The sequence below is a fragment of the Flavobacterium tagetis genome, assembly GCF_016735615.1.
Taxonomy (GTDB): Bacteria; Bacteroidota; Bacteroidia; order Flavobacteriales; family Flavobacteriaceae; genus Flavobacterium; species Flavobacterium tagetis.
Map to the genome: position 1 here is coordinate 1,684,758 of NZ_JAERSF010000001.1, position 21,143 is coordinate 1,705,900.

Sequence of the window (21,143 nt, forward strand, 5' to 3'; positions counted from 1 at the left end):
AAAAGTTTCTGTTTAGAAAACCTTTGAACCTTTGTTGCTTTGCACCTCTGAACCTTATTTAGAAACATATTTTCCTTTCACAATATCATCGGCAAAAATGTTCAGATTATTAATAAGCACTTTATTATTAGTCATTATATTTTGTGTTTGATAAGATGGTTCCTTTTCATATGCTTTTAATAAAATTTCCAGCTCAACTTCGTCAAAAACAACAAAACTGTTGTAAATCGCATCTCTAAAATTTTTGTAATTGATGCTTTGGGTAATTTCCATAGACTTTTGTTCGTTCCAACCTTCTTTTGCCGAAGTTTCATTTATTTTTGAAAGGCAAAAATCAATAACATAATTTTTATAATGAGCAGCTTCGACAATTTTATCAATTATAATTTTGTTCTGCTGACTTGGCATTAACGGGCGATTGTTTTGCGATAAAGATTTAAAAGAAATAAAAAGACATAACAATACAGCTAAGAAACTGTGATTTTTTAGATTTTTCATAGGTCATTAAGTTATTTTGGGTGGGCTAAATTAGTATTTAAAAAAAATAATTCACCGAATTTTAATGTCCCAAGTTGTAACAAAAAAAGCTCCGAAAAATAGATTTTGAATCTACTTTTCGGAGCTACTTTTAAGCATCTAATCTATAATTGCCTGCTTTTATTTTTTAGAAAGTTCTTCCAAAACTTTTTTCCCGCCTTCATTTGTAGGATCAAGCTCAACAGATTTTTTATAGTTGACCATCGCTAATTTTTTGTCTCCGTCAGCCAAATATGCTTCGCCTAAACTATCATAAGCATTTCCGGATTTAGGGAAAGTATCAACGTTTATTTTGAAAACTTCGATAGCTTCTTTCTTTTTTCCAGTTTGCAATAATTGATATCCAACTCGGTTCATATCGCCTTCTTTAATAGCATAAGTAGGATCGGTTTTTAGCTTTTTGTAAGTTTCTGTTCCTGCTGTTGCACCTTTTTCAGTATAAACATCTAATAGATCAAGAGCCAGAGATTTTTTTGGCTGATTAAAAGGCTGATTGTATAAAATAGCACGAATTGCTGCGTTCATTTCGCCCAAGACAGTTCCTCCAGTATTGTTCAATAAAACAACAAGGTTTTTATCTTTAGGAATACGCGAAATAATGGTATTAAATCCGTTGATTCCACCTCCGTGCTCAACAACAGTCAATTTATCGTTTCCGTTTGGCACTTCATAAGTAGACCATCCATATCCGTAAAAACCATTCCAAGCTTTAATGTAAGGTTTGAATAAAGATTCCATTGATTTCTCAGAAAGCAATTTATTGGTATAAAGCGCCTGATCCCATAAATACAAATCTTCTACAGTCGAATACAAAGATCCTGCAGCATACGGAATACTCATGTCAATATAAGAGGCATTAACAATTTTCTTTCCTTCTTTTTCATAACCAGCAGCTCTGTTTTTTAAAATTACTTCACTATGATCGTAACCAGTATTAACCATTCTTAAAGGCGTGAAAATCGTTTCTTGTAAATTTTGCTCATACGTTTTGCCTGTAATTTTTTCGATAATATAACCTAATAAGAAATATCCAGAATTACTATAATTAAACTTTTCACCTGGAGCAAAATCTAGCGGAAGACTTGAAAATGTTTTTACAAAAGCTTCTGGAGTATAAGGATTTTTCGCTTTATCTCTAAGAAAATTAGGCGCATTGGTATAATTTGGAATCCCAGATGTATGAGTTAATAAATGGTGAATCGTGATTTTGCTTCCGTTTTCTTTTGGATAGTCTGAAAGATAAGTTGTAATTGGAACATCTAATTTAATTTTTCCTTCTTCTGCCAGTTTTACAATTAAAAGAGCAGTAAATTGTTTGCTGATAGAACCAAGTCTAAATTTAGTATCAGGCTGATTCGGAATATTCCATTCCATGTTGGCAGAACCGAAACCTTTTTTGAAAATTACTTTTCCGTTTTCGGATACCAAAGCAGAACCATTAAATTGTCCGTATTCGTTGTATTTGTTTAAAAGCTGTTCAATTTGCTGTGCTTTATCTTGAGCAAAAGTGCTAAAGGATGAAAATTGAAAAGCAACAAAAAGTGCAACAAGTTTGATTGATTTTTTCATAATGGATTGATTATGGTTTAAGATTAATGAATGATTCGATTTTGATTGATGATTGAAACTTCTTAAATGAAATAAAAAAGATGCTCTAAAACTTTAGACGATTGATTTGCGATTTGGTTTCAAGATTAACCCAAAATTTTTATTTTTTTTTAGAGTATAAAAAAGTAGAGCACAAACCAGTTACTTTAAAACTTGGTCTATGCTCATAACTAACAAATATTTTTAATGCTATTAAGCAGTCAAAATTTTACATATGTATAATAATAGAAGGATAAATAAATTTAGCATGTTTTCAGATTAAAGTTAATATCTGACTGAAGTGGAAATTATTTTGTTTCGATATCGACTATTTTTCTACCGTTTTCTCCAAGATAATGAACAACAATATTTTCATAAACTTTATAGCCGTCATCAACATTGGTAAAAATGACTAAACCTTGTTTGGTCTTTGGCAGTAAAATAAAAATAGTTTGAACCCCTTGATCTGCACCACCGTGCGAAAGTGCATAGTTCTCATTTCCTAAGTCATAAATTTCAAAGCCTAAACCAAAGTATTTGTTTTTTTTGGTCTGAACTTGATGCGAAATCATATCTTCAAAGACCTTTTTGCTTAATCCTTCGCCGTTCATTACGCTCGATAAGAATCTGCCGTAATCTTCAATGGTGGTCAATAAATCATCGGCTGCATTTGCAGTTTTGTTTTTAGTTGGTTCGTAAGCATTTCCGTTTTTGTCGTAATTAACGGCATATCTCGAAAGATCAATTTTATCATTCCAGATTAACTGAGAATCGGTCATTTTTAATGGCTCAAAGACTAATTCTAAAGCCAATTGATCTAATGTTTTGTGGAATTTTTTCTCCAAAGCTTTTCGCAAATATTCAAAGCCCTCTCCAGAATACTGATATTGAGTTCCTGGTTTGAATTTGAAATCTAACTTTTTAGACTCATTAAAAGACCTCCAGTTAGGAAAACCTGTTTGATGGCTCAAAACAATTCTCGTGGTCAGTAATTTTAAATAAGGATCTTTCGCAATATCAGGATCAGTCCAATATTTGTAAAGCGGTTCGTCTAAATCCCATTTTCCTTGAGAAATCAACTTCAAGGCAATTATTGCAGTTATAGGTTTTGTTAGCGAAGCCACATTCCAAATTGTGTTGTAGGGTGCAGAAATACCTTTTTTAAGCTCGCCAAAAACTTTTACTTGTTTTAGTTTATTGTCTGCAATAATTCCAATTCCTAAAGCGGGAACATTATTTTCTTTAAGCCATTTTTCGGTCTCCTGATCATTATCAAAAAGATTAGATTTGCCAGCTGTAGAACTCGTCATTTGATGATTATAGCTTAGCGATCGGGCCAATTTCCATTCTTTATTTTTTAAAAGCCATAGATGAGTAAATTTGGCGAAACTTCCAGCCTGTTCTTTATTTCCAGAAGAACTTTCGTAAAAACGATGCGTTCCCATTTGAATGGCGCCATACAAAACACCATTTTTATATAAAGGATAAATTTCAGTGCTCCTGTCTATTAGTTCTCTACGATAATTATATTTTCTTGTTGGAGAACAGATTCCATTTTGAAACGTTTTTAGAAATCTTGCCTTATCAGAAATGCTGTCTTTGTCATGATAAAACTCAAAATCTTCTGTGTAAAGATTTTCAAATTGTTTTACATCACACGTGTTAAACCCAACGTCAAAAAGCAGACTATCTTTTGACATAATAGTTTTGTACAATGTTGAGCTTTTTTCTTCTTGCGAACAAACAGTTTGCATTTGAAAAAGTAAAATTCCAATTAAAATAGATTTGAATTGAAAAAAAAGAGGATTAATGATTTTCATTTTTGATGATTGATTGATGATTATTGATTTTGCAATAATAGTTCAATCCCCAGTATCAAAATTGTACAAAAGCGAAAAAAATTATCTTTTTTGTGAAAGAAAATACAAATCAGGATTAAACATTTTTGGAGTTGTTTTAGTTACGTCTTTGAACTTTCTGATAAAGTGAGATTGATCAAAATATTTGTTGTAAAGTGCAATTTCGGTGAGACTTAGCTTTTCTAAATCTGCATTTAGCATTTGATCAACGGATTTTCTGAATTTCAAAATCTGAATATACTTTTTGATCGTAAGTCCTGTAGCAGTCTTAAACTTCATTTGAAGCAAACGCTGAGAAGAATTTAATAATTTACCAATTTCTGAAACCGAAATTTCATCTTCGTAAAGTCGTATTATTTCACAGATTTTTTCAATTAAATTTTGATTTTCATTAGAATCAATCAATGTTTCAAAGTAAGAATTAATTGTCTTTAATAATGTTTCAATATCAGATTGAATTTCAATTTTAAAAGGTAATTCCAAAGCATCAATTTTAATAATCGAATCTGTAAAATTGCTCAAATCATATTGAGGAAACAGAGAAAGTGTCCAAGCATGAAGTTGGATTATGGTAACTTTTGTTCTGGGCTGAATATTTACAAGAACTTTATTCGTCATTTGAGAACAAAAATAGATGCCGCTGTTCATCTCATATTTGTTTTTGCTTGTATGAACTTGGATAGAATTGCCATTTATAAACGCAAGATTAAAACATCCGTTTGGTAAAACCAGTTTATTTTCGATTATGCTTTCGCCGATGCTATTATCGAGACACCAAATTTTATTGACAAATCGTTCCGATTTTTTACTCACATAATATTCTGAATATAACTGCATTTTTTAGTTTGATTTGTCAATTTGATTTCAAATTTAGGCTAAAAAGAGAATGAAGCAAAAATGAGTGCCTATAAAAAACAGGTTTCATTTTATAACTTGAAACCTATTTGAAGATTCTAAGTAGCTAATTTTGTACCGACTAGATTTAAATTTGATTGGAATTTTATCCCTAATTCAAGTTTAAATCTAATTATTATGAAAAAAATCATTCCTTGTTTGTTTTCATTATTTCTTCTTGCAACTGCCTGTAAGAAAGAAACCGCAGTAAATAATGAAAGTGCTTCTGCAGATTCTTCAAGTGTAGATGGTTATGAATTTGTTGGTGGATATCCAACAGAGGCAACCATACAAAAAGCATACGACGATGCCGATCTTAATCGTGCAATACAAACCTATAAATTTTTCTACCCAACTGTTTCTGGTGCAGCAATTGGTCTTGGAAATCTTGAAATAGGAGTAAAAGCCAATTCCGTTTTTGGAACATTAGATACAAAACCAGGTCAAATAGGGTATACATTAAATTCAGATACACCTTATGCACCGGTAGTTTTAGATTTATCAAAAGGTCCTATGGTTGTCGAAATACCTACAGGTCCGCTTATTGTTGTTGCTATGGATGTTAATCAGCGTTGGGTTGCCGATATGGGAATTCCGGGTCCAGATGCAGGAAAGGGCGGTAAGCATTTAATTCTTCCATTTGGTTATAAAGGACCAATTCCATCATCAGGATATTACGTTTGGCATGCTTCTTCTGATAATCTCACTGTTGGTGTGCGTTCGCTTCCTGTGGGCGGAGATGTAAAAGGAGCTTTAGAACGCTTGACAACAGTAAAAGTTTATCCGTTTAATAAAACTTCTGATTGGAAAGATCCAACTTGGCTTCAGTTAACAGACAAACCGCAAAATAGTACGCCGTTACAATATGAGACAACTTTTAAGTACTGGGAAGTTTTAAAAGAAGTTATTGACCGTGAACCATCTTATGATGGATATCGTAACTATTATGGAGAATTGGCTGTGCTGGGAATTGCAAAAGGAAAACCTTTTACGCCAGATGAACGTATGAAAAGTATACTTTCAAAAGCAGCAAAAATTGCTAATGCTCAAATGCGCGTGCAATCGTTTGCCGATCGTCGTCCAGATCGTATAGTTTGGAAAGATCGTCAATGGGAATGGGTTGGACTTCGTCCTGAGAATGGAGATTTTAATACTCAGAATTACGTTGATATAGATGCAAGGGAAACTTGGTTTTATCAGGCAATTGGTGCTTCTCCAGCTATGTTTAGACGTCAGGAAGGTTCAGGGTCTTTATATTGGTTAGGATTGAAAGACAATACAGGAAAATATGTTGACGGAAGTAAAACTTATAAACTGACACTTCCTACTCCTGTGCCAGCAAAACTTTTCTGGTCTGCTACAGTTTATGATGCCGAAACTAGAAGCCAGATTGCTACAGATCAAAATAAGGCTGCACTTCGTTCTATGTTTGAGCTTAAAGATAAGATAGGAGGTAAAACAGTTGATTTGTATTTTGGACCAAAAGCGCCAGAAGGCAAAGAAGGGCAATGGATAAAAACAATTCCAAACAAAGGCTGGTTCGTTTATATACGTATTTATGGACCTGAAAAGGCTGCTTTTGATGGAAGTTGGAAACCAGGAGATTTTGAAGAAGTAAAATAAGTCCGTTCTTTAAAAGGTAAATTAATTCAAACAGAAGCCGATTTTTAAAATCGGCTTCTGTTTTTTAAATAAACGCTGAGAAATATTCTTTTTTAGTTTTCGACCATTCTTCTAATATAATACTGAAATAAACATCTGCTTTACTTTTTCCTTCAGAATCGACATAATTGTTTCTAAAAATGCCCTCTTTTACAGCTCCCAATTTTTCAATAGCTTTCTGTGATCTAGTGTTTTCAAGATCGGCGCTAAATTGTATTCTTCTGAATTGAATTTGTTCGAAACCAAAATTAAGCAGTTCAAATTTGCATGCTTGATTTAATCCCGTTCCCTGAAATGCTTTTCCATACCAAGTCCATCCAATTTCGCATTTTTGGCTTGAATGATTTAAATAACCGTAACGAGTGCTTCCTGCAACTTTGTCTGTAGCTTTGTCTATAATAAGGAACGGATAACAAATTCCGTCTGCTTTTTGTTTTAATGTATTTTTAATATAGTTTTCAAAGTCTTGATTATTTCGCACATACATTCCCATGTATTTCCAGATTTCATCATCAAAAATGATTTCTTTAAGTTCTAAGTTTCTTTTGCTTTCGAATGGAATTAAAAGCACTTTTTCATTTTCTAAAATAATATCTGATTGTAAAATTTCGCTTTTCATGAATTTTGTTTTTTAGTTAATGAATTAAATAGAAGGCAAAATTAGCTGTTTAATTTCTGTGAATAAATCTAATAAAATAACATTTTGTTATATTTTTAAAACATCCAAAAACAGGATAATTTTGTGAATCACTATTTACAAACAATTTGTTCATTTATTTTACGGCTCATGTACAATTATTAGTTATTTTTACGACCCAATATTAGATTTTCCCTCGATGCAAACATCATTAAAAATTGCTGTTGTTGGTTCTGGACTTGTAGGATCGTTGCTGGCAATTTATCTTAAAAAAGCTGGTCACTCTGTTCATGTCTATGATCGTAGTCCCGATATCCGAAAAATAAATTTTTCTGGCCGTTCTATTAATTTAGCAATGTCCAACCGTGGCTGGAAGGCTTTGGATGCAGTTGGTGTTGGCGATTCAGTTCGAGAAATTGCAATTCCTATGGATAAACGTGCCATTCATTTGGTAGACAAATTAAATTTTCAGAATTACGGTCAGGAAGGCGAATCGATTTATTCTATTTCTAGAGGAAAACTAAACCGAAAAATGATCGATCTTGCCGAAGAAGCTGGAGCTGAATTTCATTTTGAGCAAAAAGTTTGGGATGTTACTTTGAGCGATGCGACACTTCATATCGGTGAAAGCGAAAGAGGAGAGTGGGAAGAAAGAAAGTTCGATATGGTTTTTGGTGCCGATGGAGCTTTTTCTAGAATCCGTCACAGAATGCAGCGTCAGAGCATGTTCAATTATTCACAGGAATTTTTGAATATGGGGTATAAAGAATTGAATATTCCAGCAAATCCAGACGGAACACATAAATTAGATAAGAACTCATTTCATATTTGGCCAAGAGGCGAGTACATGTTAATTGCACTTCCTAATCTTGACGGAAGTTTTACTTGTACTTTATTTATGCCTTTTGAAGGAGAAAACTCTTTTGAATCATTAACGGACCGCAAAATGGTTGAAGATTTCTTCGAGAAAAATTTCCCAGATTCGATTGAAGTAATTCCAGAATTAGCAAATGATTTCTTTAAAAATCCAACAAGTACTTTGGTTACCATGAAATGTTTTCCTTGGACTTACGAGAATAAAATTGCTCTAATTGGAGATGCTTGTCATGCGATTGTTCCGTTTTACGGACAAGGTATGAATGCTGGTTTTGAAGACATCACCGTTTTGAGCGAAATGATTGAAAAGTACCAAGATGATTGGAAGAAAATATTTTCAGAATATCAGGTCTCTAGAAAACCAAATGCAGATGCCATTGCAGAGCTTTCGTATCGAAATTTCTTAGAAATGAGTACCAAAACGGCAGATGAAAAATTCTTGTTGCAAAAGAAAATAGAAAAAGTCTTTTCAGACAAACATCCAGATAAATGGATTCCGCTTTACAGCCGTGTTACTTTCAGTGATCGTCCATATGCCGAAGCTTTGGCAATTGGAGATTATCAAAACGGAATCATGGAAGAAGTGCTTCGAATGGAAAATATTGAAAACATTTGGGACAGCCCAGAAGTTGAAAACAAAATTTTAGCATTATTAGAACAGGCTTAAGTTTTTTATACCTATTATAAGTAAATACAAACTTTACACATAATAATAAACCCGACAGATTTTAAGAATTTGTCGGGTTTTATATTTTAGATAGTTTAGTTTTTTTATTTCTTAAAGATTTTAGTCAAGACACCAAAAACACCTCTTATAAAAGTAGCGCTTGTTACGACTTTTAAAACCGATTTTGTAACAACTTCTGTAGTGCTTGGTCCAGCTTTTGAAGATTTTGCTGGTGCTTGTTCTTCTTGTTGAGCTGCGGCATCTGCGGCATCTGCTAGTTTTTTATTTAAAATTTCAAAAGCACTTTCGCGGTCAATTTCTTCAGCGTATTTCTTAACTAATTTTGATTTGTTGTTTATTTCATCAATTTCAGATGGAGATAAAACATCCATTCGGCTCATTGGCGCACGCATCATAGTAGCAACAAGCGGAGTTGGAATACCTTTTTCGTTAAGCGCCGTGACCAAAGCCTCTCCAATTCCTAAACTCGTTAATAATTCGTCTGTTTTATAATAAGGAGAAGTAGGGTAGTTGTCTGCTGTTTTTTTAATCGCCTGGCGGTCATTTGCTGTAAAAGCTCTTAAAGCATGCTGAATCTTTAGACCTAACTGAGCCAAAACGCCACTCGGAACATCCATCGGGTTTTGGGTAACAAAATAAATTCCGACACCTTTAGAACGAATTAGCTTTACAATAGTTTCAATTTGCTCCAAAAGTGCTTTACTGGCTTCATTAAAAATTAAATGTGCTTCGTCAATAAAGATTACTAACTCAGGCTGTTCTGCATCTCCTTTTTCAGGCATCTTCTGATAAATTTCAGCCAAAAGACTTAACATAAAAGTCGAGAATAATTTGGGTTTGTCCTGAATATCCGTCAAGCGGATGATATTAACGTAACCTTTTCCGTTTTCATCAATTCTCATTAAGTCATCTGTTTCAAAAGATAATTCCCCAAAAAACAAATCACCGCCTTGTTGTTCCAGTTCAATAATCTTTCTAAGAATTGTTCCTGTTGTTGCAGTTGAAATCTTTCCATAACTGGCTGCAATTTCGTCTTTACCTTCTTCAGTTATATAATTTATTACTTTTTTAATGTCTTTCAAATCCAGTAAAGGCATTTGGTTATCATCACAATATTTAAAGATAACCGCTACAACTCCTGCCTGCGTATCATTCAGATCTAAGATTCGCGAAAATAAAACTGGTCCAAATTCAGATACGGTAGCACGGAGGCGCACACCATTTTGTTTGGATAAAGACATTAACTCAACAGGAAACGCGGCTACATTATAAGGTATATTTATTTTGGCATGACGTTCTGTAATAAAACCTTCCTCTTTACCTTCTTTGGCTATACCGCTAAAATCCCCTTTAATATCCATCATTAATACAGGAATGCCGGCATTAGAAAGTTGCTCAGAAAAAACTTGGATTGTTTTGGTTTTTCCTGTTCCAGTTGCACCAGCAATTAATCCGTGTCGGTTTAAAGTTTTCAGTGGAATCTTGACGTGTGCTTCTGCAATTGGCTCACCGTCAAGCATTGCGCCTCCAAGTATAATGCTATCTCCTTTCGAAGAATACCCTGTAGTTATATCTGCAATAAAATTCTCTTTTTTATTCATGTTTTTATTTGTAATTTAGATTGTTATATGAGTATTGCTTTGTTTTTGGGTACTTTTTATGTGGTTTTTTTTAGTAAGAAAAAGCTTTTTTTGATTGAAAATTTAATAAAAAAAAAATTCGCAGCTTTTTAAGAAGATATCAAAGGAATCTTTGAATATTTACTAAAACGTTGTAATTTTTCTAATTATCGTCCTTTTTTTTGTTTTATTTAAAAAATGGTGTCAGCAAATTAATGAGATATTTTTTAATTTCAAGTTAAATTTCGGTCAATTAAATTAAAAAAAGTTTTTTTATTTAAACTAAACGTATAAATTTGCTCCTCTACAAGTTAAATATAACTAAAAAATAAAAATTATTTAAAACTATTAAAATTAAAAAAAATGGCAAACGTTAAAGTTAAAAAAGAAAGCACTTCAAATGGCGGAGGAATGATCACAGGAATCATTATTGTAGCGTGTATCTTAGTGGGGGTGTTTATTTGGAAAGTAATCATGGGGGATTCTGCGAACTTCGAAGGAGGTAATCCAGAAACAGGACATCCAATCAATACATTAGGACAAGTATATAAAGGAGGTTTCATCGTACCAGTATTATTAGGTATGTTTTTAATGGTTGTTGTTTTTTCTATTGAAAGATTTATTGTTATCGGTAAAGCTGCAGGAAAAACTAACCTTGACAAATTCATGAAAAGCGTTCAAGGTAGTATTAAAGAAGGAAACATCGAAGCTGCTATCGCTTCATGTGACAAACAACAAGGTTCAGTTGCAAATGCAATTAAATCTGCTTTGGTAAAATACCAAGATGTTAAAAAAGAAGGATTCAACAGCGAAGAAGCTTCTGAAGTAATCCATAAAGAAATTGAAGAGGCAACTTCATTAGAAATGCCAATGTTAGAGAAAAACATGACTATTATCTCTACTTTAGTATCTTTAGGTACATTAGGAGGATTATTAGGAACTGTATCTGGTATGATTAAAGCGTTTGGTGCGTTAGCTTCTGCTGGTACTCCTGACCAAGCTGCTCTTGCAACAGGTATCTCTGAGGCACTTATCAACACTGCTACTGGTATCTCTACTTCTATCTTAGCAATTGTTTCTTACAACTTCTTTACTGCTAAAATTGACGATTTAACTTACTCTATCGATGAGGCTGGTACTACTATCGTTAATACTTACAGAAAATTCAGAGGAAGTTTAAGACAATAATTAATTTTTGATTTTTAATCAAAAAAATAAAATAAAAGATAATGGCTAAAATAAAAATGAAAAAAAAGTCTACATCGACAGATATGACTGCGATGTGTGATGTAGCGTTCCTTTTGCTTACGTTCTTTATTTTGACCGCTACTGCTAAAGTGCCTGAGGCATTGCCTGTAGATATGCCTGCTTCTGTTGCGATAAGTAAACTGCCAGATACTGATTTGGCTATTATTACAGTAGGAAAAGGAAAAGTATTTTTTGACATCAAAGGAAGAGAAGTTCGTAAAAGAACTCTTGAAGGAATGGGTGCAAAATATGGTATTGAATTTTCAGAAGAAGATAAAACCAAATTTGCTCTTATGGATGATTTTGGTGTGCCAATTACAGGTTTGAAGCAAATCATTGATATGAAAGCGGCGGACAGAACCAAAGCAAACCAACCTGGAATTCCTTTGGATTCATTAGATAATCAATTGAAAGAATGGCTTCTAATCTCTAGAAGAGCTACAATTGATTTAGATGACAAAGAATTGCAGATTGCGATTAAAGGAGATGCTAAAGAAGAATATCCAAAAATTAGAAAAATTATGGATATTTTGCAAGATCAGAAAATCAATTCCTTTAACTTAGTTACAGGTAAGAGAGGAAGAGACTTTTAATTAAAAAATATACACTAAGATGGCTGAATTAAATACCGGCGACGGCGGTGGTGGTAAAGGTGGTAAAGTAAGAAGTAAAAAGCAGAATTCGAAAGTCGATTTAACAGCGATGGTGGATTTGGCATTCTTATTGATTACATTCTTTATGTTAACTACTTCGTTGTCAAAACCTCAATCGATGGATTTGTCATTGCCAAACAAAGATGATGATCCAAATAAGAAAACTGAGGATACCAAAGTAGACGAGAATCGTACTATGACAGTAATGTTAGGTGGCGATAATAAAATGGTTTACTATATGGGGTTATTGGCGACACCAAAAGTGGGACCAAAAGACATTGCATATGGTAAAGATGGTATCCGTAGAGAATTGTTAAAACAAAAGAAAAATGTTTTAGCTTATTCTGCTGCTTTAGGGAAACCTAAAAACGGAATCATTGTGATCATTAAACCAACAAAAAAATCAAATTACCGTAATTTGGTTGATATCTTGGACGAAATGGCTATCACTGGAGTTGAGACGTATGCAATTGTTCCTGAGTTTACACCAGAAGAAGCAAAAGTGATAGATAAAAAATAAGAGCAATCTTAGTTTTATCGACTTAAAAATCAAGAAGTATGAAATTAGATATTATAAAAAATCAGTGGCTTGATATCGTATTCGAAGGACGTAATAAGATATATGGAGCATACGAGCTGAGAAAATCAAACGGAAAAACAACTGTGAAAGCACTTGTTATTGGTTCTCTTATCTTTAGTGCTGCTATTGCTGCTCCTCTTATTGCGAGTTTGTTGCCAGACTCTGCAGAAGAAGAAGAGGTTAAAGAGGTTAAGATGGCTGCGGTAAAATTACCTCCTAAAAAAGAGGAAATTAAGCCTAACATGCCACCACCACCACCACCACCACCAAAAGTGGATCAGGTTAAATTCGTTAAACCTGTGGTTGCAAAAGCGGAAGAAGTAACTGAAGATCCACCAAAAATTGTTGAGTTAAAAGACAAAAAAGTTGGTGCTGAGACTATCAAAGGAGATCCAGATGCAGTTTTAACTGTTGATGAGCCTGTAGGAAAAGGACCAGTAGCAGAGGTGGTACAAGAAGATAACACTGTATATAACACAGCTGGTATCGAAGTAAAACCAGACTTCCCAGGAGGTATAGATAAATTCTACAAATTCGTAGGAAACAACTATAAAACTCCAGAAGAAGAAGGATTAAAAGGTAAAGTTTACGTTACGTTTGTAGTTGAAAAAGACGGGTCATTAACAGATATTAAAGTTTTAAGAGATATCGGTTATGGTACAGGAGCAGAAGCAATTCGTGTTCTTAAAAAATGTCCAAAATGGACTCCCGGCGAGCAAAATGGTAAAAAAGTTAGGGTATTATACTCTCTTCCTATTACTATTCAATCTGCAGAATAATGTTAAAAGATATGCTTAATAATATTCAGAAGAAATCGCTCAAAGAGCGATTTCTTCTTGTTTTAGGAATACTGTTTTTTTTAATTTATCTTGTGCTCGGTTTAATGATTATGTTTTGGGAAAAACTTCCGTTAAACATGGAATGGAAATACAGATATGCTTTTGGAGGACTGCTAATTGTATATTCGGGAATAAGATTTTTAAGATTAATTAATTCAAAAGAAGAATAATTATGTTGAAATATAGTAAGGCTTTGGGTTTGGTTGTTTTTGTCTTTTTGTTTGCCATGTGCAACCAAAAAAGCAAAAGTGAAACTGAAAAAGAGACCATTTTGAAAGGATCACTTGATATTGCGGTTGACGAAACAGTAAAGCAAATTGTAGACGATCAGGTTGCTGTTTTTGAAGGTACTTACTATAATGCAAAAATAACAGTAAAGCCAAATTCAGAAGCTGAAGTAATTAATGATCTATTAAACCAAAAAACTAAAGTTGCAATTACAACTCGAGACCTAACTACAGAAGAAAGAGCTCGTTTTGATAAGAGTAAAATTAATCCAAGAGTAACTCCTTTTGCTCATGACGCTATTGCTTTTATTTCGAACAAAAGCAATAATGATACATTAATCGCGTTGAAAAGTGTGATTGATTTCATGCAAGGTAAAACAGATGGTAAAATTAAAGGCCTAGTTTTCGATAATCCTAATTCAAGTACTGTTCGTTACATGAAGGAATTAGCGAAGGTGAATGAAATACCTAAATCGGGAGTTTTCTCATTTAAGACAAATAATGAAGTAATCAAATTTGTATCAGAAAATGATGGGATGATTGGTGTTATTGGTATTAATTGGTTTTATCAACCAACACCTGATATGACTGAAACTATTAATAAGATTAATGTCTTATATGTTAAAGGTTTGAACAGTAATGAATATTACAGTCCTACTCAAAATGACTTAGAAATGGGAAAATATCCTTTGGCACGTGATTTGTTTATTATAAACTGTCAAGGTTATTCAGGACTTGGAATGGGCTTTGCTTCATTCATAGCAGGGGATATTGGACAGCGTATAGTTTTAAAATCAGGACTGTTGCCATATAAAACTCCAGGACGAAAACTGAAGATTAGAAGTGAAATTATAAAAGATAAAGAATAAATTAATTACAATAAAGATGAATAAATTTAAAATTTTAAGTCTTGCATTAGTTGCTTCGGCTACCGCAGCAAAAGCGCAAGATATCAACCAAGCAAAGAAGGCAATTGATGCTGAACAATTTGATAAAGCAAAAACAATCCTTAAATCAATCATCAAAAGTAAACCTTCAGATGGGGAAGCAAATTTTGTTTTAGGAAATGTTTATTTAAATCAATCTGTTGTCGATTCTGCAAAAATCTATTACAATAATGGATTACAGGCTTCGGATAAGAAAAACCTAAGCTATATCGGATTAGGACAATTAGATCTTGATGCTAAGAATAATGCTGCTGCTCAAGCTAATTTTGCTTTGGCTACTAAAGACATGAAGAAAAAAGATGTAAATGAATTTATTTACATCGCAAGAGCTTACATGAATTCTGATAATCCAGATTATAAAAATGCTACTGAAGTTTTGAAAAGAGCTTTATTAGTTGATCCTCAAAATGCACAAGCATTATTAGCAATTGGAGACGCTTACTACGGAGCAAACAACCAAAATGATGCTTACAAAGCTTACCGTGATGCATTTACTGCTGATAACACTTTGTTAAGAGCAAAAATGCAATTAGGAGTTTTATTAAAAGGTGCAAAATCTTATGATGAAGCAATTAAATCATTCAATGAAGTTATCGCATTAGACGCTAACTACGGACCAGTTTATAGAGAGCTTGCTGAAACATATTACAAATGGGCAAGAAACAAACCTTCTACTGCTAAGGTAAACTTGCAAAATGCAATTACAAACTATGAGAAGTATTTAAGTTTGACAGATTACTCTCTTGATTCTAAAATGCGTCATGCAGATTTCTTGATCTTGGTTAAAGATTACAAGCAATTAGAAACTGTTGCAAACAAAATGATTGCTCAAGATAAAGTAAATCCTAGAATCTATAGATATTTAGGATATGCTGCTTACGAAAATGGTAATGTTGATGTGGCAATTAAATCTATCGAAGATTTTATTAAAGCTCCAGGAAACAAAGTTATTGGTAGAGATTACTACTACTTAGGTTTAGCGAAAATCAAAAAAGGAACAGCAGCTGATGGTACTGTAGATCAAGCAGCTTTTGATGCTGGTTTAGCTGATATTAAAAAAGCAGTTGAATTAGAGCCTTTAGTGGTTGAAGAATTTGCTGACTTTGGAAAAGAGTTATTCGGTAAAAAACAATATGCACAAGCAGCTTCTATTTTTGAACTTGGAGCAAGCAATTCTGAGTCTAAAAATTACTTAGATGATAGTGTTTATTATGGAATCTCATTATACTACGGTAATGCTACTAAACCAAAAGAAAGCCGTGATGCTGTTGCTTTAGGGAAAGCAGATGCAGCTTTTGATAAAATTTTAACTACTGCTCCTAACTATGATGAAGCATATTTGTACAAAGCAAGAATTAATTCTTTACTTGACAAAGACGATTTGATTATTAAAAACTACGAAGAGTATGTTACTAAAATTTCAGCTAAAGGTGCTGAAGAAGTAGCTAAACCGGCTGTAACTAAGAAATTTATTGAAGCTTACAACGGTATTGGTGCAGCTTATGCTAATACAGATAAAGCTAAAGCTATTGAATATTTCAATAAAACTTTGGTGTTAGATCCTGCAAATTCGTATGCTACACAATCTATAAAAGCTTTAAAATAATTAGAAGACTTTAAAGAGAATAAAAAACCGATGGTTCAAAAAACTATCGGTTTTTTTTGTTCCGTATATTATTGATTATCTTTGCACTCTTAAAATATTAAAATGTTACCAAAAGAAATACAATTAGAAGTAAATAAAGGAGCAATGCTTCCTTTGATGGAAGAATTTTATACCATTCAAGGAGAAGGTTCGCATACAGGAAGAGCAGCTTACTTTATTAGAATTGGTGGATGTGATGTGGGATGTCATTGGTGTGATGTGAAGGAAAGCTGGAATGCCGAGCTTCATCCCCCGACAAGCGTGGATTTAATTGTTGGAAATGCTGCAAAGTACGCTGATACAGTTGTTGTAACCGGTGGTGAGCCTTTGTCTTGGGATATGACACTTTTGACAAATCGATTAAAAGAAAAAAAATTAAAAGTGCATATTGAAACTTCTGGTGCCTTTCCATTATCAGGAACTTGGGATTGGATTTGTCTTTCGCCAAAAAAGAATAAGTTGCCAACACAAACAGTATATGATAATGCGCATGAGTTAAAAGTGATTATTTACAATAAACACGATTTTATTTTTGCCGAAGAACAAGCAGAATTAGTAAATGACAATGCAATTTTGTTCCTTCAGCCAGAATGGAGCAAAAAAGAAGAAATGACTCCGCTTATTGTTGATTATGTTATGAATAATCCAAAATGGAGAGTTTCATTACAAACACATAAATATCTTAATATTCCATAAAAAAGAAAATCTCTTCACACGAAGAGATTTTCTTTTTTATGGAAGTATACAAGCTGTGTAAAAAATAAACACATTCTTTTATTTCCAATTTTTATGATTTTTCAGAGAGGTAATGTGTGCCAAATGATGGTTTCCGTGCCAAGCATACATTCCAATCATTCTTTTGAGTTTAATTTCTGAATTATCAGAAGGATGTATAAAAGTTTTTTCTAAATCAGATGTTGATAAACTTCGCATGATATAGCCCAATCTGAAATGAAGTCCTTTCAGTAAGTCTAGAGTTGGTTGGATTGGCATTGTCAGATTATCGCTTAATTCAGACCAAAGAACTTCGTCATAAGGCTTAATTACGGGATTGTTTTCTGTCAAAGCCCATTTTAGACGAACGTAGCAATTCATATGGCTTTCGGCACAATGATGAATAACTTGTCTTACTGTCCAGCCGCCAGGCCTATAAGGAGTATCCAGTTGTTCGTCAGTTAAATGAATGGCTTCTATTGTTAGTTTTTCTGGAAGAGTTTCAATTTCTGTAATTTTTTCAGATAGATACTCTGCAGAATATTGGTCTGGAGCTGTAAATTTTCCAATCGGATATTTTAATTTCTCTAAATCTAGTTCATTCATCGTTTTATGGTTTGTTTTAAATGGAAAGTTTAGCTAAGTAATCGTAATGTTCTCCTTCAAGAATAAGTTCGCAGTTAAAATCGTTGGCAATTGCTGCATTTTGAAGTGTGTTGTAATCCAAATATAACCAATCAAAAGGTTCTTCTTTTTCTCCTTTATAGGAAATATTAAATACTAGTTCGCCATAATAATCATTTTCAGACGGAATCCATTTTCCGCCATCTTCATCTTCATCAAACATATAAATGATGTCAGAGCTGTCAATTAAAATTTGACCGCCAGGATTTAAAAGAGATTTTAATTTAGATAAATATTTATTACAATTTTTTAATTGGCCAAAAATACCTGTTCCATTCATTAGAAGTAGGATTGTGTCAAATTTTTCTCCTTCAAAATCTAAGATATTTTCAACTTTAGCATTTTTTATTCCTCTAAGAAGACAAGTTTCAACCGCTTTTTCTGAAATATCAATAGCAGTTACTTCTAGATTACGTTCATTTTGCAATGATAAAGCATGACTTCCTGCGCCACATCCTACATCTAATGTTTTACCTTTTGCCAATTGTAAAGCCTTTTGCTCAATTTTTGGCATTTCATTATAGGTGCGGAAAAGATATTCAACACTCATTTCGTCTTCTTCAGAAATCGAAGTTTCAGTAATAATATCTTCAGGCGAATTTTTTGTATAAAAGTCAAATATCGCTTTTCCAAAAAGATCTTTCATTGTTTTAGTTCAAAGTTTAAGGTTTCAAGTTTAAAGTTGTTTAATTTTGCATATCAACTTTAAATTTTAAACTTGAAACAGATTTTAAATAACTTAAGTAAGTTAGCCAAAGATAAGCATAACGAGAATAAAAAGTATTTCGATAAGCTTAAAAAGAAACCGCCAAAAAATTTAGATTACATAATGCAGGATTTGCACGATGCTGAATTTAAAAGAACGGATTGCTTAAAGTGCGCTAATTGCTGTAAAACAACTGGGCCTTTGTTTACTTTGGCAGACATAGAGCGAATTTCAAAACATTTTAGACAAAAGCCACAGCAATTTATTGATCAGTATTTGCGAATAGATGAGGATAAAGATTATGTTTTGCAGAGTGTTCCGTGTACTTTTTTGGATAATGAAAACTATTGCATGATTTATGATGTTCGTCCAAAAGCCTGTAGAGAGTTTCCTCATACAGATAGGAATAAATTTTATCAGATTTCAAATCTAACTTTGAAAAACGTCGAAATTTGTCCAGCGGCATATAATATAGTAGAGGAAATGAAAAAGAAATTACCATTATAAATAGAAACGAACAATTGTTAACGGTAATATCATCGTTTTCTTTTTTTAAGATGTACTTTTGGAAGGAATAATTAATCAACCTAGAGAAAACTTATAATTTGAACTTAGAATATTTTATAGCCAAAAGACTTATTACTGCCAAAGATTACAAAAGCAGTATTTCGGCACCTATTATAAAAATTGCTATTTCTGCAATAGCGATCGGAATTATTATGATGATTGTTTCTGTAGCAACTGGAATTGGTTTGCAGAAAAAGATTCGAGATAAAGTCTCTGCATTCAATGGTCAAATTATAATTTCTAATTATGATAATAATAATTCAGAAGTTACCACAGTTCCAATTTCGAAGAAGCAAGATTTTTATCCTAATTTTAAATCAGTTCCAGAAGTAAGCCACATTCAGGCTGTGGCTAGTAAAGCTGGAATTATTAGAACGGAAAATGCATTTGAAGGAATTATATTCAAAGGAGTTGGAGCAGATTACGATTGGAATAATATAAAAGAATATATTGTAGAAGGTAAATTGCCAGATTTTACAAAAGTATTAAATGAAGATGTTATTATTTCAAGATTTCTGGCAGACCGTTTAAATTTGAAAATCGGAGACGAATTCAATACCTTTTTTATAAAAGAAGAGCAAGGTAAGCTTCCAAACAGTCGCCGTTTTAAAATTGCGGCTATATTTAATTCAGGATTTCAAGATTTTGATGCTACCTATATTATCGGCGATATTCGACACATTCAGAGAATTAATAAATGGAATGAAAATCAAGTTGGGGCGTTTGAGATTTTTGTCAAAGATTTTAATGAAATAAAAACTGTAGGTAATAAAATTTATGAATCAACTTCGTCTAGCCTCGATACAAAAACGATTGTAGAGAAATACAGTTATATTTTCGACTGGCTTCAGTTGTTCGATTTTAATATTGTAATCATTTTAGGTATTATGATTCTGGTAGCTACAATTAATATGGTAGTGGCGCTTTTGGTGTTAATTTTAGAAAGAACCCAAATGATCGGAATTTTAAAATCGATGGGTGCAAATAACTGGTCAGTCCGTAAAATATTTTTGTATAATGCCTTTTACTTAATTCTACGCGGATTGTTCTGGGGAAATCTAATAGGTATTTCAATCCTGTTAATCCAACAACAATTTGGAGTAATTCAGCTTAATCCTGAAAATTATTATGTCAATCAGGCCCCGGTTTATTTAAACTGGGTTTATATACTTCTATTAAACTTGCTTACTATTAGTGTATGTTTCTTGGTATTATTAATTCCTTCATATATAATAACGAAAATATCTCCAGTAAAAGCCATCCGCTTCGATTAGATAATAAAGCTAAGCATGTACAATCCGACAGGTTTCCTGTCGGATTTGTTTTTTATGCATATATAATATAAGTATGTTTTGTCCAACTGATCGGAGTCGAAGGCTTTTTTTGTTTTAGAATCTGTTTTATTAGGAGCTAAATCCCGCTATGCGCTCCAATCTTTTTGTGCCGAACCCCGGCCCCAAAAGGATTTCCGCTCCTATCGGGGCTAGTGCATCGGTTTTCAGAAGAAGCTTTCGGGCGGAAAGCCTCCTTTAAAATGATGGAGAATCATAAAAAAGAGATGAAAAAGCTGAAAACTTTGCAGAATCGGGAATCCGCAAGGGGCTAAAAATGCCAAAAACGCGGCTGCATTCGGAAAAACCTTACGCAAAACTAAAAAATCTTAAAATGTAAAGCATCCGTTATCAGTGCGTTAAGAAATAACTTGAAAAAAGATTTAAAAAAGCCGGTAAAAAGTATTGCAGAAGCGGAAAAAGGTTCTACTTTTGCACCCGCAACAGCGAAAAACGCTCTTAGACATTCCGGCAGCTTTATGATAATTGAGGGAAGAAATTCTCAGAAAAAAAAGATCAAAAAAAGCTTGCGGGAAAAGAAAAAGCTTTTTACATTTGCACCCCGCAAAACACGGAAAGTTCCTTGGCAGACTGGTAAGAAAAACGAAAAGATGAGGCGAAAAAAAAGCTTCAAAAATTTTTT

The 21,143-nt window shown here is 33.1% G+C and carries 21 protein-coding genes; 13 read left to right on the top strand and 8 right to left on the bottom strand.

Annotated elements, in window-relative coordinates; translation table 11 throughout:
- Window positions 1-54 precede the first annotated feature (54 nt).
- The 4 genes from JI750_RS07335 to JI750_RS07350 form a co-directional block, all read right to left on the bottom strand.
- Window positions 55-498: a hypothetical protein gene (locus tag JI750_RS07335; RefSeq protein WP_201999688.1), complete on the bottom strand. Its 444-nt coding sequence runs from the start codon at window positions 496-498 to the stop codon at window positions 55-57.
- Between the two features lie 159 nt (window positions 499-657).
- A complete protein-coding gene (locus JI750_RS07340) occupies window positions 658-2,106 on the bottom strand; it encodes a serine hydrolase (RefSeq protein WP_201999690.1) in 1,449 nt (482 codons plus the stop codon).
- Between the two features lie 326 nt (window positions 2,107-2,432).
- Window positions 2,433-3,944: a serine hydrolase domain-containing protein gene (locus tag JI750_RS07345; RefSeq protein WP_201999692.1), complete on the bottom strand. Its 1,512-nt coding sequence runs from the start codon at window positions 3,942-3,944 to the stop codon at window positions 2,433-2,435.
- A gap of 81 nt (window positions 3,945-4,025) precedes the next feature.
- Window positions 4,026-4,820: a helix-turn-helix domain-containing protein gene (locus JI750_RS07350; protein WP_201999694.1), complete on the bottom strand. Its 795-nt coding sequence runs from the start codon at window positions 4,818-4,820 to the stop codon at window positions 4,026-4,028.
- A gap of 195 nt (window positions 4,821-5,015) precedes the next feature.
- Here JI750_RS07350 and JI750_RS07355 point away from each other — a divergent pair, with 195 nt between their 5' ends.
- The gene (locus JI750_RS07355) at window positions 5,016-6,500 is read left to right on the top strand and encodes a DUF1254 domain-containing protein (RefSeq protein ID WP_201999696.1); all 1,485 of its coding nucleotides are present in this window, start codon (window positions 5,016-5,018) and stop codon (window positions 6,498-6,500) included.
- A gap of 64 nt (window positions 6,501-6,564) precedes the next feature.
- Here the strand turns inward: JI750_RS07355 and JI750_RS07360 are convergent, their stop codons facing one another.
- A complete protein-coding gene (locus JI750_RS07360) occupies window positions 6,565-7,158 on the bottom strand; it encodes a GNAT family N-acetyltransferase (protein WP_201999698.1) in 594 nt (197 codons plus the stop codon).
- A gap of 217 nt (window positions 7,159-7,375) precedes the next feature.
- Between JI750_RS07360 and JI750_RS07365 the strand changes: the two genes are divergently transcribed.
- Window positions 7,376-8,719, top strand: a complete 1,344-nt coding sequence (locus JI750_RS07365; protein WP_201999700.1) for an FAD-dependent oxidoreductase — start codon at window positions 7,376-7,378, stop codon at window positions 8,717-8,719.
- Window positions 8,720-8,823: 104 nt separating this feature from the next.
- Here the strand turns inward: JI750_RS07365 and JI750_RS07370 are convergent, their stop codons facing one another.
- Window positions 8,824-10,341, bottom strand: a complete 1,518-nt coding sequence (locus tag JI750_RS07370) for a helicase HerA-like domain-containing protein (RefSeq protein WP_201999702.1) — start codon at window positions 10,339-10,341, stop codon at window positions 8,824-8,826.
- Window positions 10,342-10,722: 381 nt separating this feature from the next.
- Between JI750_RS07370 and JI750_RS07375 the strand changes: the two genes are divergently transcribed.
- The 8 genes from JI750_RS07375 to JI750_RS07410 all read left to right on the top strand — a co-directional run bounded on the left by JI750_RS07375 (window position 10,723) and on the right by JI750_RS07410 (window position 17,194).
- A complete protein-coding gene (locus JI750_RS07375; RefSeq protein ID WP_008464979.1) occupies window positions 10,723-11,547 on the top strand; it encodes a MotA/TolQ/ExbB proton channel family protein in 825 nt (274 codons plus the stop codon).
- 41 nt (window positions 11,548-11,588) lie between these two features.
- Window positions 11,589-12,200: an ExbD/TolR family protein gene (locus JI750_RS07380; RefSeq protein ID WP_201999704.1), complete on the top strand. Its 612-nt coding sequence runs from the start codon at window positions 11,589-11,591 to the stop codon at window positions 12,198-12,200.
- Window positions 12,201-12,219: 19 nt separating this feature from the next.
- Entirely contained in the window at window positions 12,220-12,780 is a 561-nt protein-coding gene (locus JI750_RS07385) for an ExbD/TolR family protein (RefSeq protein WP_198855497.1), read from the top strand.
- A 38-nt stretch (window positions 12,781-12,818) separates the two neighbouring features.
- A complete protein-coding gene (locus JI750_RS07390; protein WP_201999706.1) occupies window positions 12,819-13,619 on the top strand; it encodes an energy transducer TonB in 801 nt (266 codons plus the stop codon).
- Complete coding sequence (locus JI750_RS07395) at window positions 13,619-13,849, top strand: hypothetical protein (RefSeq protein ID WP_111365906.1); 231 nt, start codon at window positions 13,619-13,621, stop codon at window positions 13,847-13,849. Before JI750_RS07390 ends, JI750_RS07395 begins: the two co-directional genes overlap by 1 nt.
- Window positions 13,850-13,851: 2 nt before the next feature.
- Complete coding sequence (locus JI750_RS07400; RefSeq protein WP_201999708.1) at window positions 13,852-14,775, top strand: PstS family phosphate ABC transporter substrate-binding protein; 924 nt, start codon at window positions 13,852-13,854, stop codon at window positions 14,773-14,775.
- Window positions 14,776-14,791: 16 nt separating this feature from the next.
- Window positions 14,792-16,459, top strand: a complete 1,668-nt coding sequence (locus tag JI750_RS07405) for a tetratricopeptide repeat protein (protein WP_201999710.1) — start codon at window positions 14,792-14,794, stop codon at window positions 16,457-16,459.
- A 102-nt stretch (window positions 16,460-16,561) separates the two neighbouring features.
- Entirely contained in the window at window positions 16,562-17,194 is a 633-nt protein-coding gene (locus JI750_RS07410; RefSeq protein ID WP_201999712.1) for a 7-carboxy-7-deazaguanine synthase QueE, read from the top strand.
- Window positions 17,195-17,272: 78 nt separating this feature from the next.
- On the opposite strand, the gene JI750_RS07415 is transcribed toward JI750_RS07410, so the two are convergent.
- Together JI750_RS07415 and JI750_RS07420 are read right to left on the bottom strand one after the other, a co-directional pair.
- The gene (locus JI750_RS07415; protein ID WP_201999714.1) at window positions 17,273-17,818 is read right to left on the bottom strand and encodes a YfiT family bacillithiol transferase; all 546 of its coding nucleotides are present in this window, start codon (window positions 17,816-17,818) and stop codon (window positions 17,273-17,275) included.
- A gap of 16 nt (window positions 17,819-17,834) precedes the next feature.
- Complete coding sequence (locus JI750_RS07420; RefSeq protein WP_201999716.1) at window positions 17,835-18,542, bottom strand: class I SAM-dependent methyltransferase; 708 nt, start codon at window positions 18,540-18,542, stop codon at window positions 17,835-17,837.
- Between the two features lie 72 nt (window positions 18,543-18,614).
- Between JI750_RS07420 and JI750_RS07425 the strand changes: the two genes are divergently transcribed.
- From JI750_RS07425 to JI750_RS07435, 3 genes are all read left to right on the top strand, one after another.
- Window positions 18,615-19,109, top strand: coding sequence for a YkgJ family cysteine cluster protein (locus tag JI750_RS07425; RefSeq protein ID WP_201999718.1), 495 nt, complete (start codon window positions 18,615-18,617; stop codon window positions 19,107-19,109).
- 98 nt (window positions 19,110-19,207) lie between these two features.
- The gene (locus JI750_RS07430; RefSeq protein WP_201999721.1) at window positions 19,208-20,443 is read left to right on the top strand and encodes an ABC transporter permease; all 1,236 of its coding nucleotides are present in this window, start codon (window positions 19,208-19,210) and stop codon (window positions 20,441-20,443) included.
- 428 nt (window positions 20,444-20,871) lie between these two features.
- Window positions 20,872-21,143, top strand: a 272-nt coding sequence (locus JI750_RS07435) for a hypothetical protein (RefSeq protein ID WP_201999723.1), incomplete at its 3' end; no start/stop codon positions are given.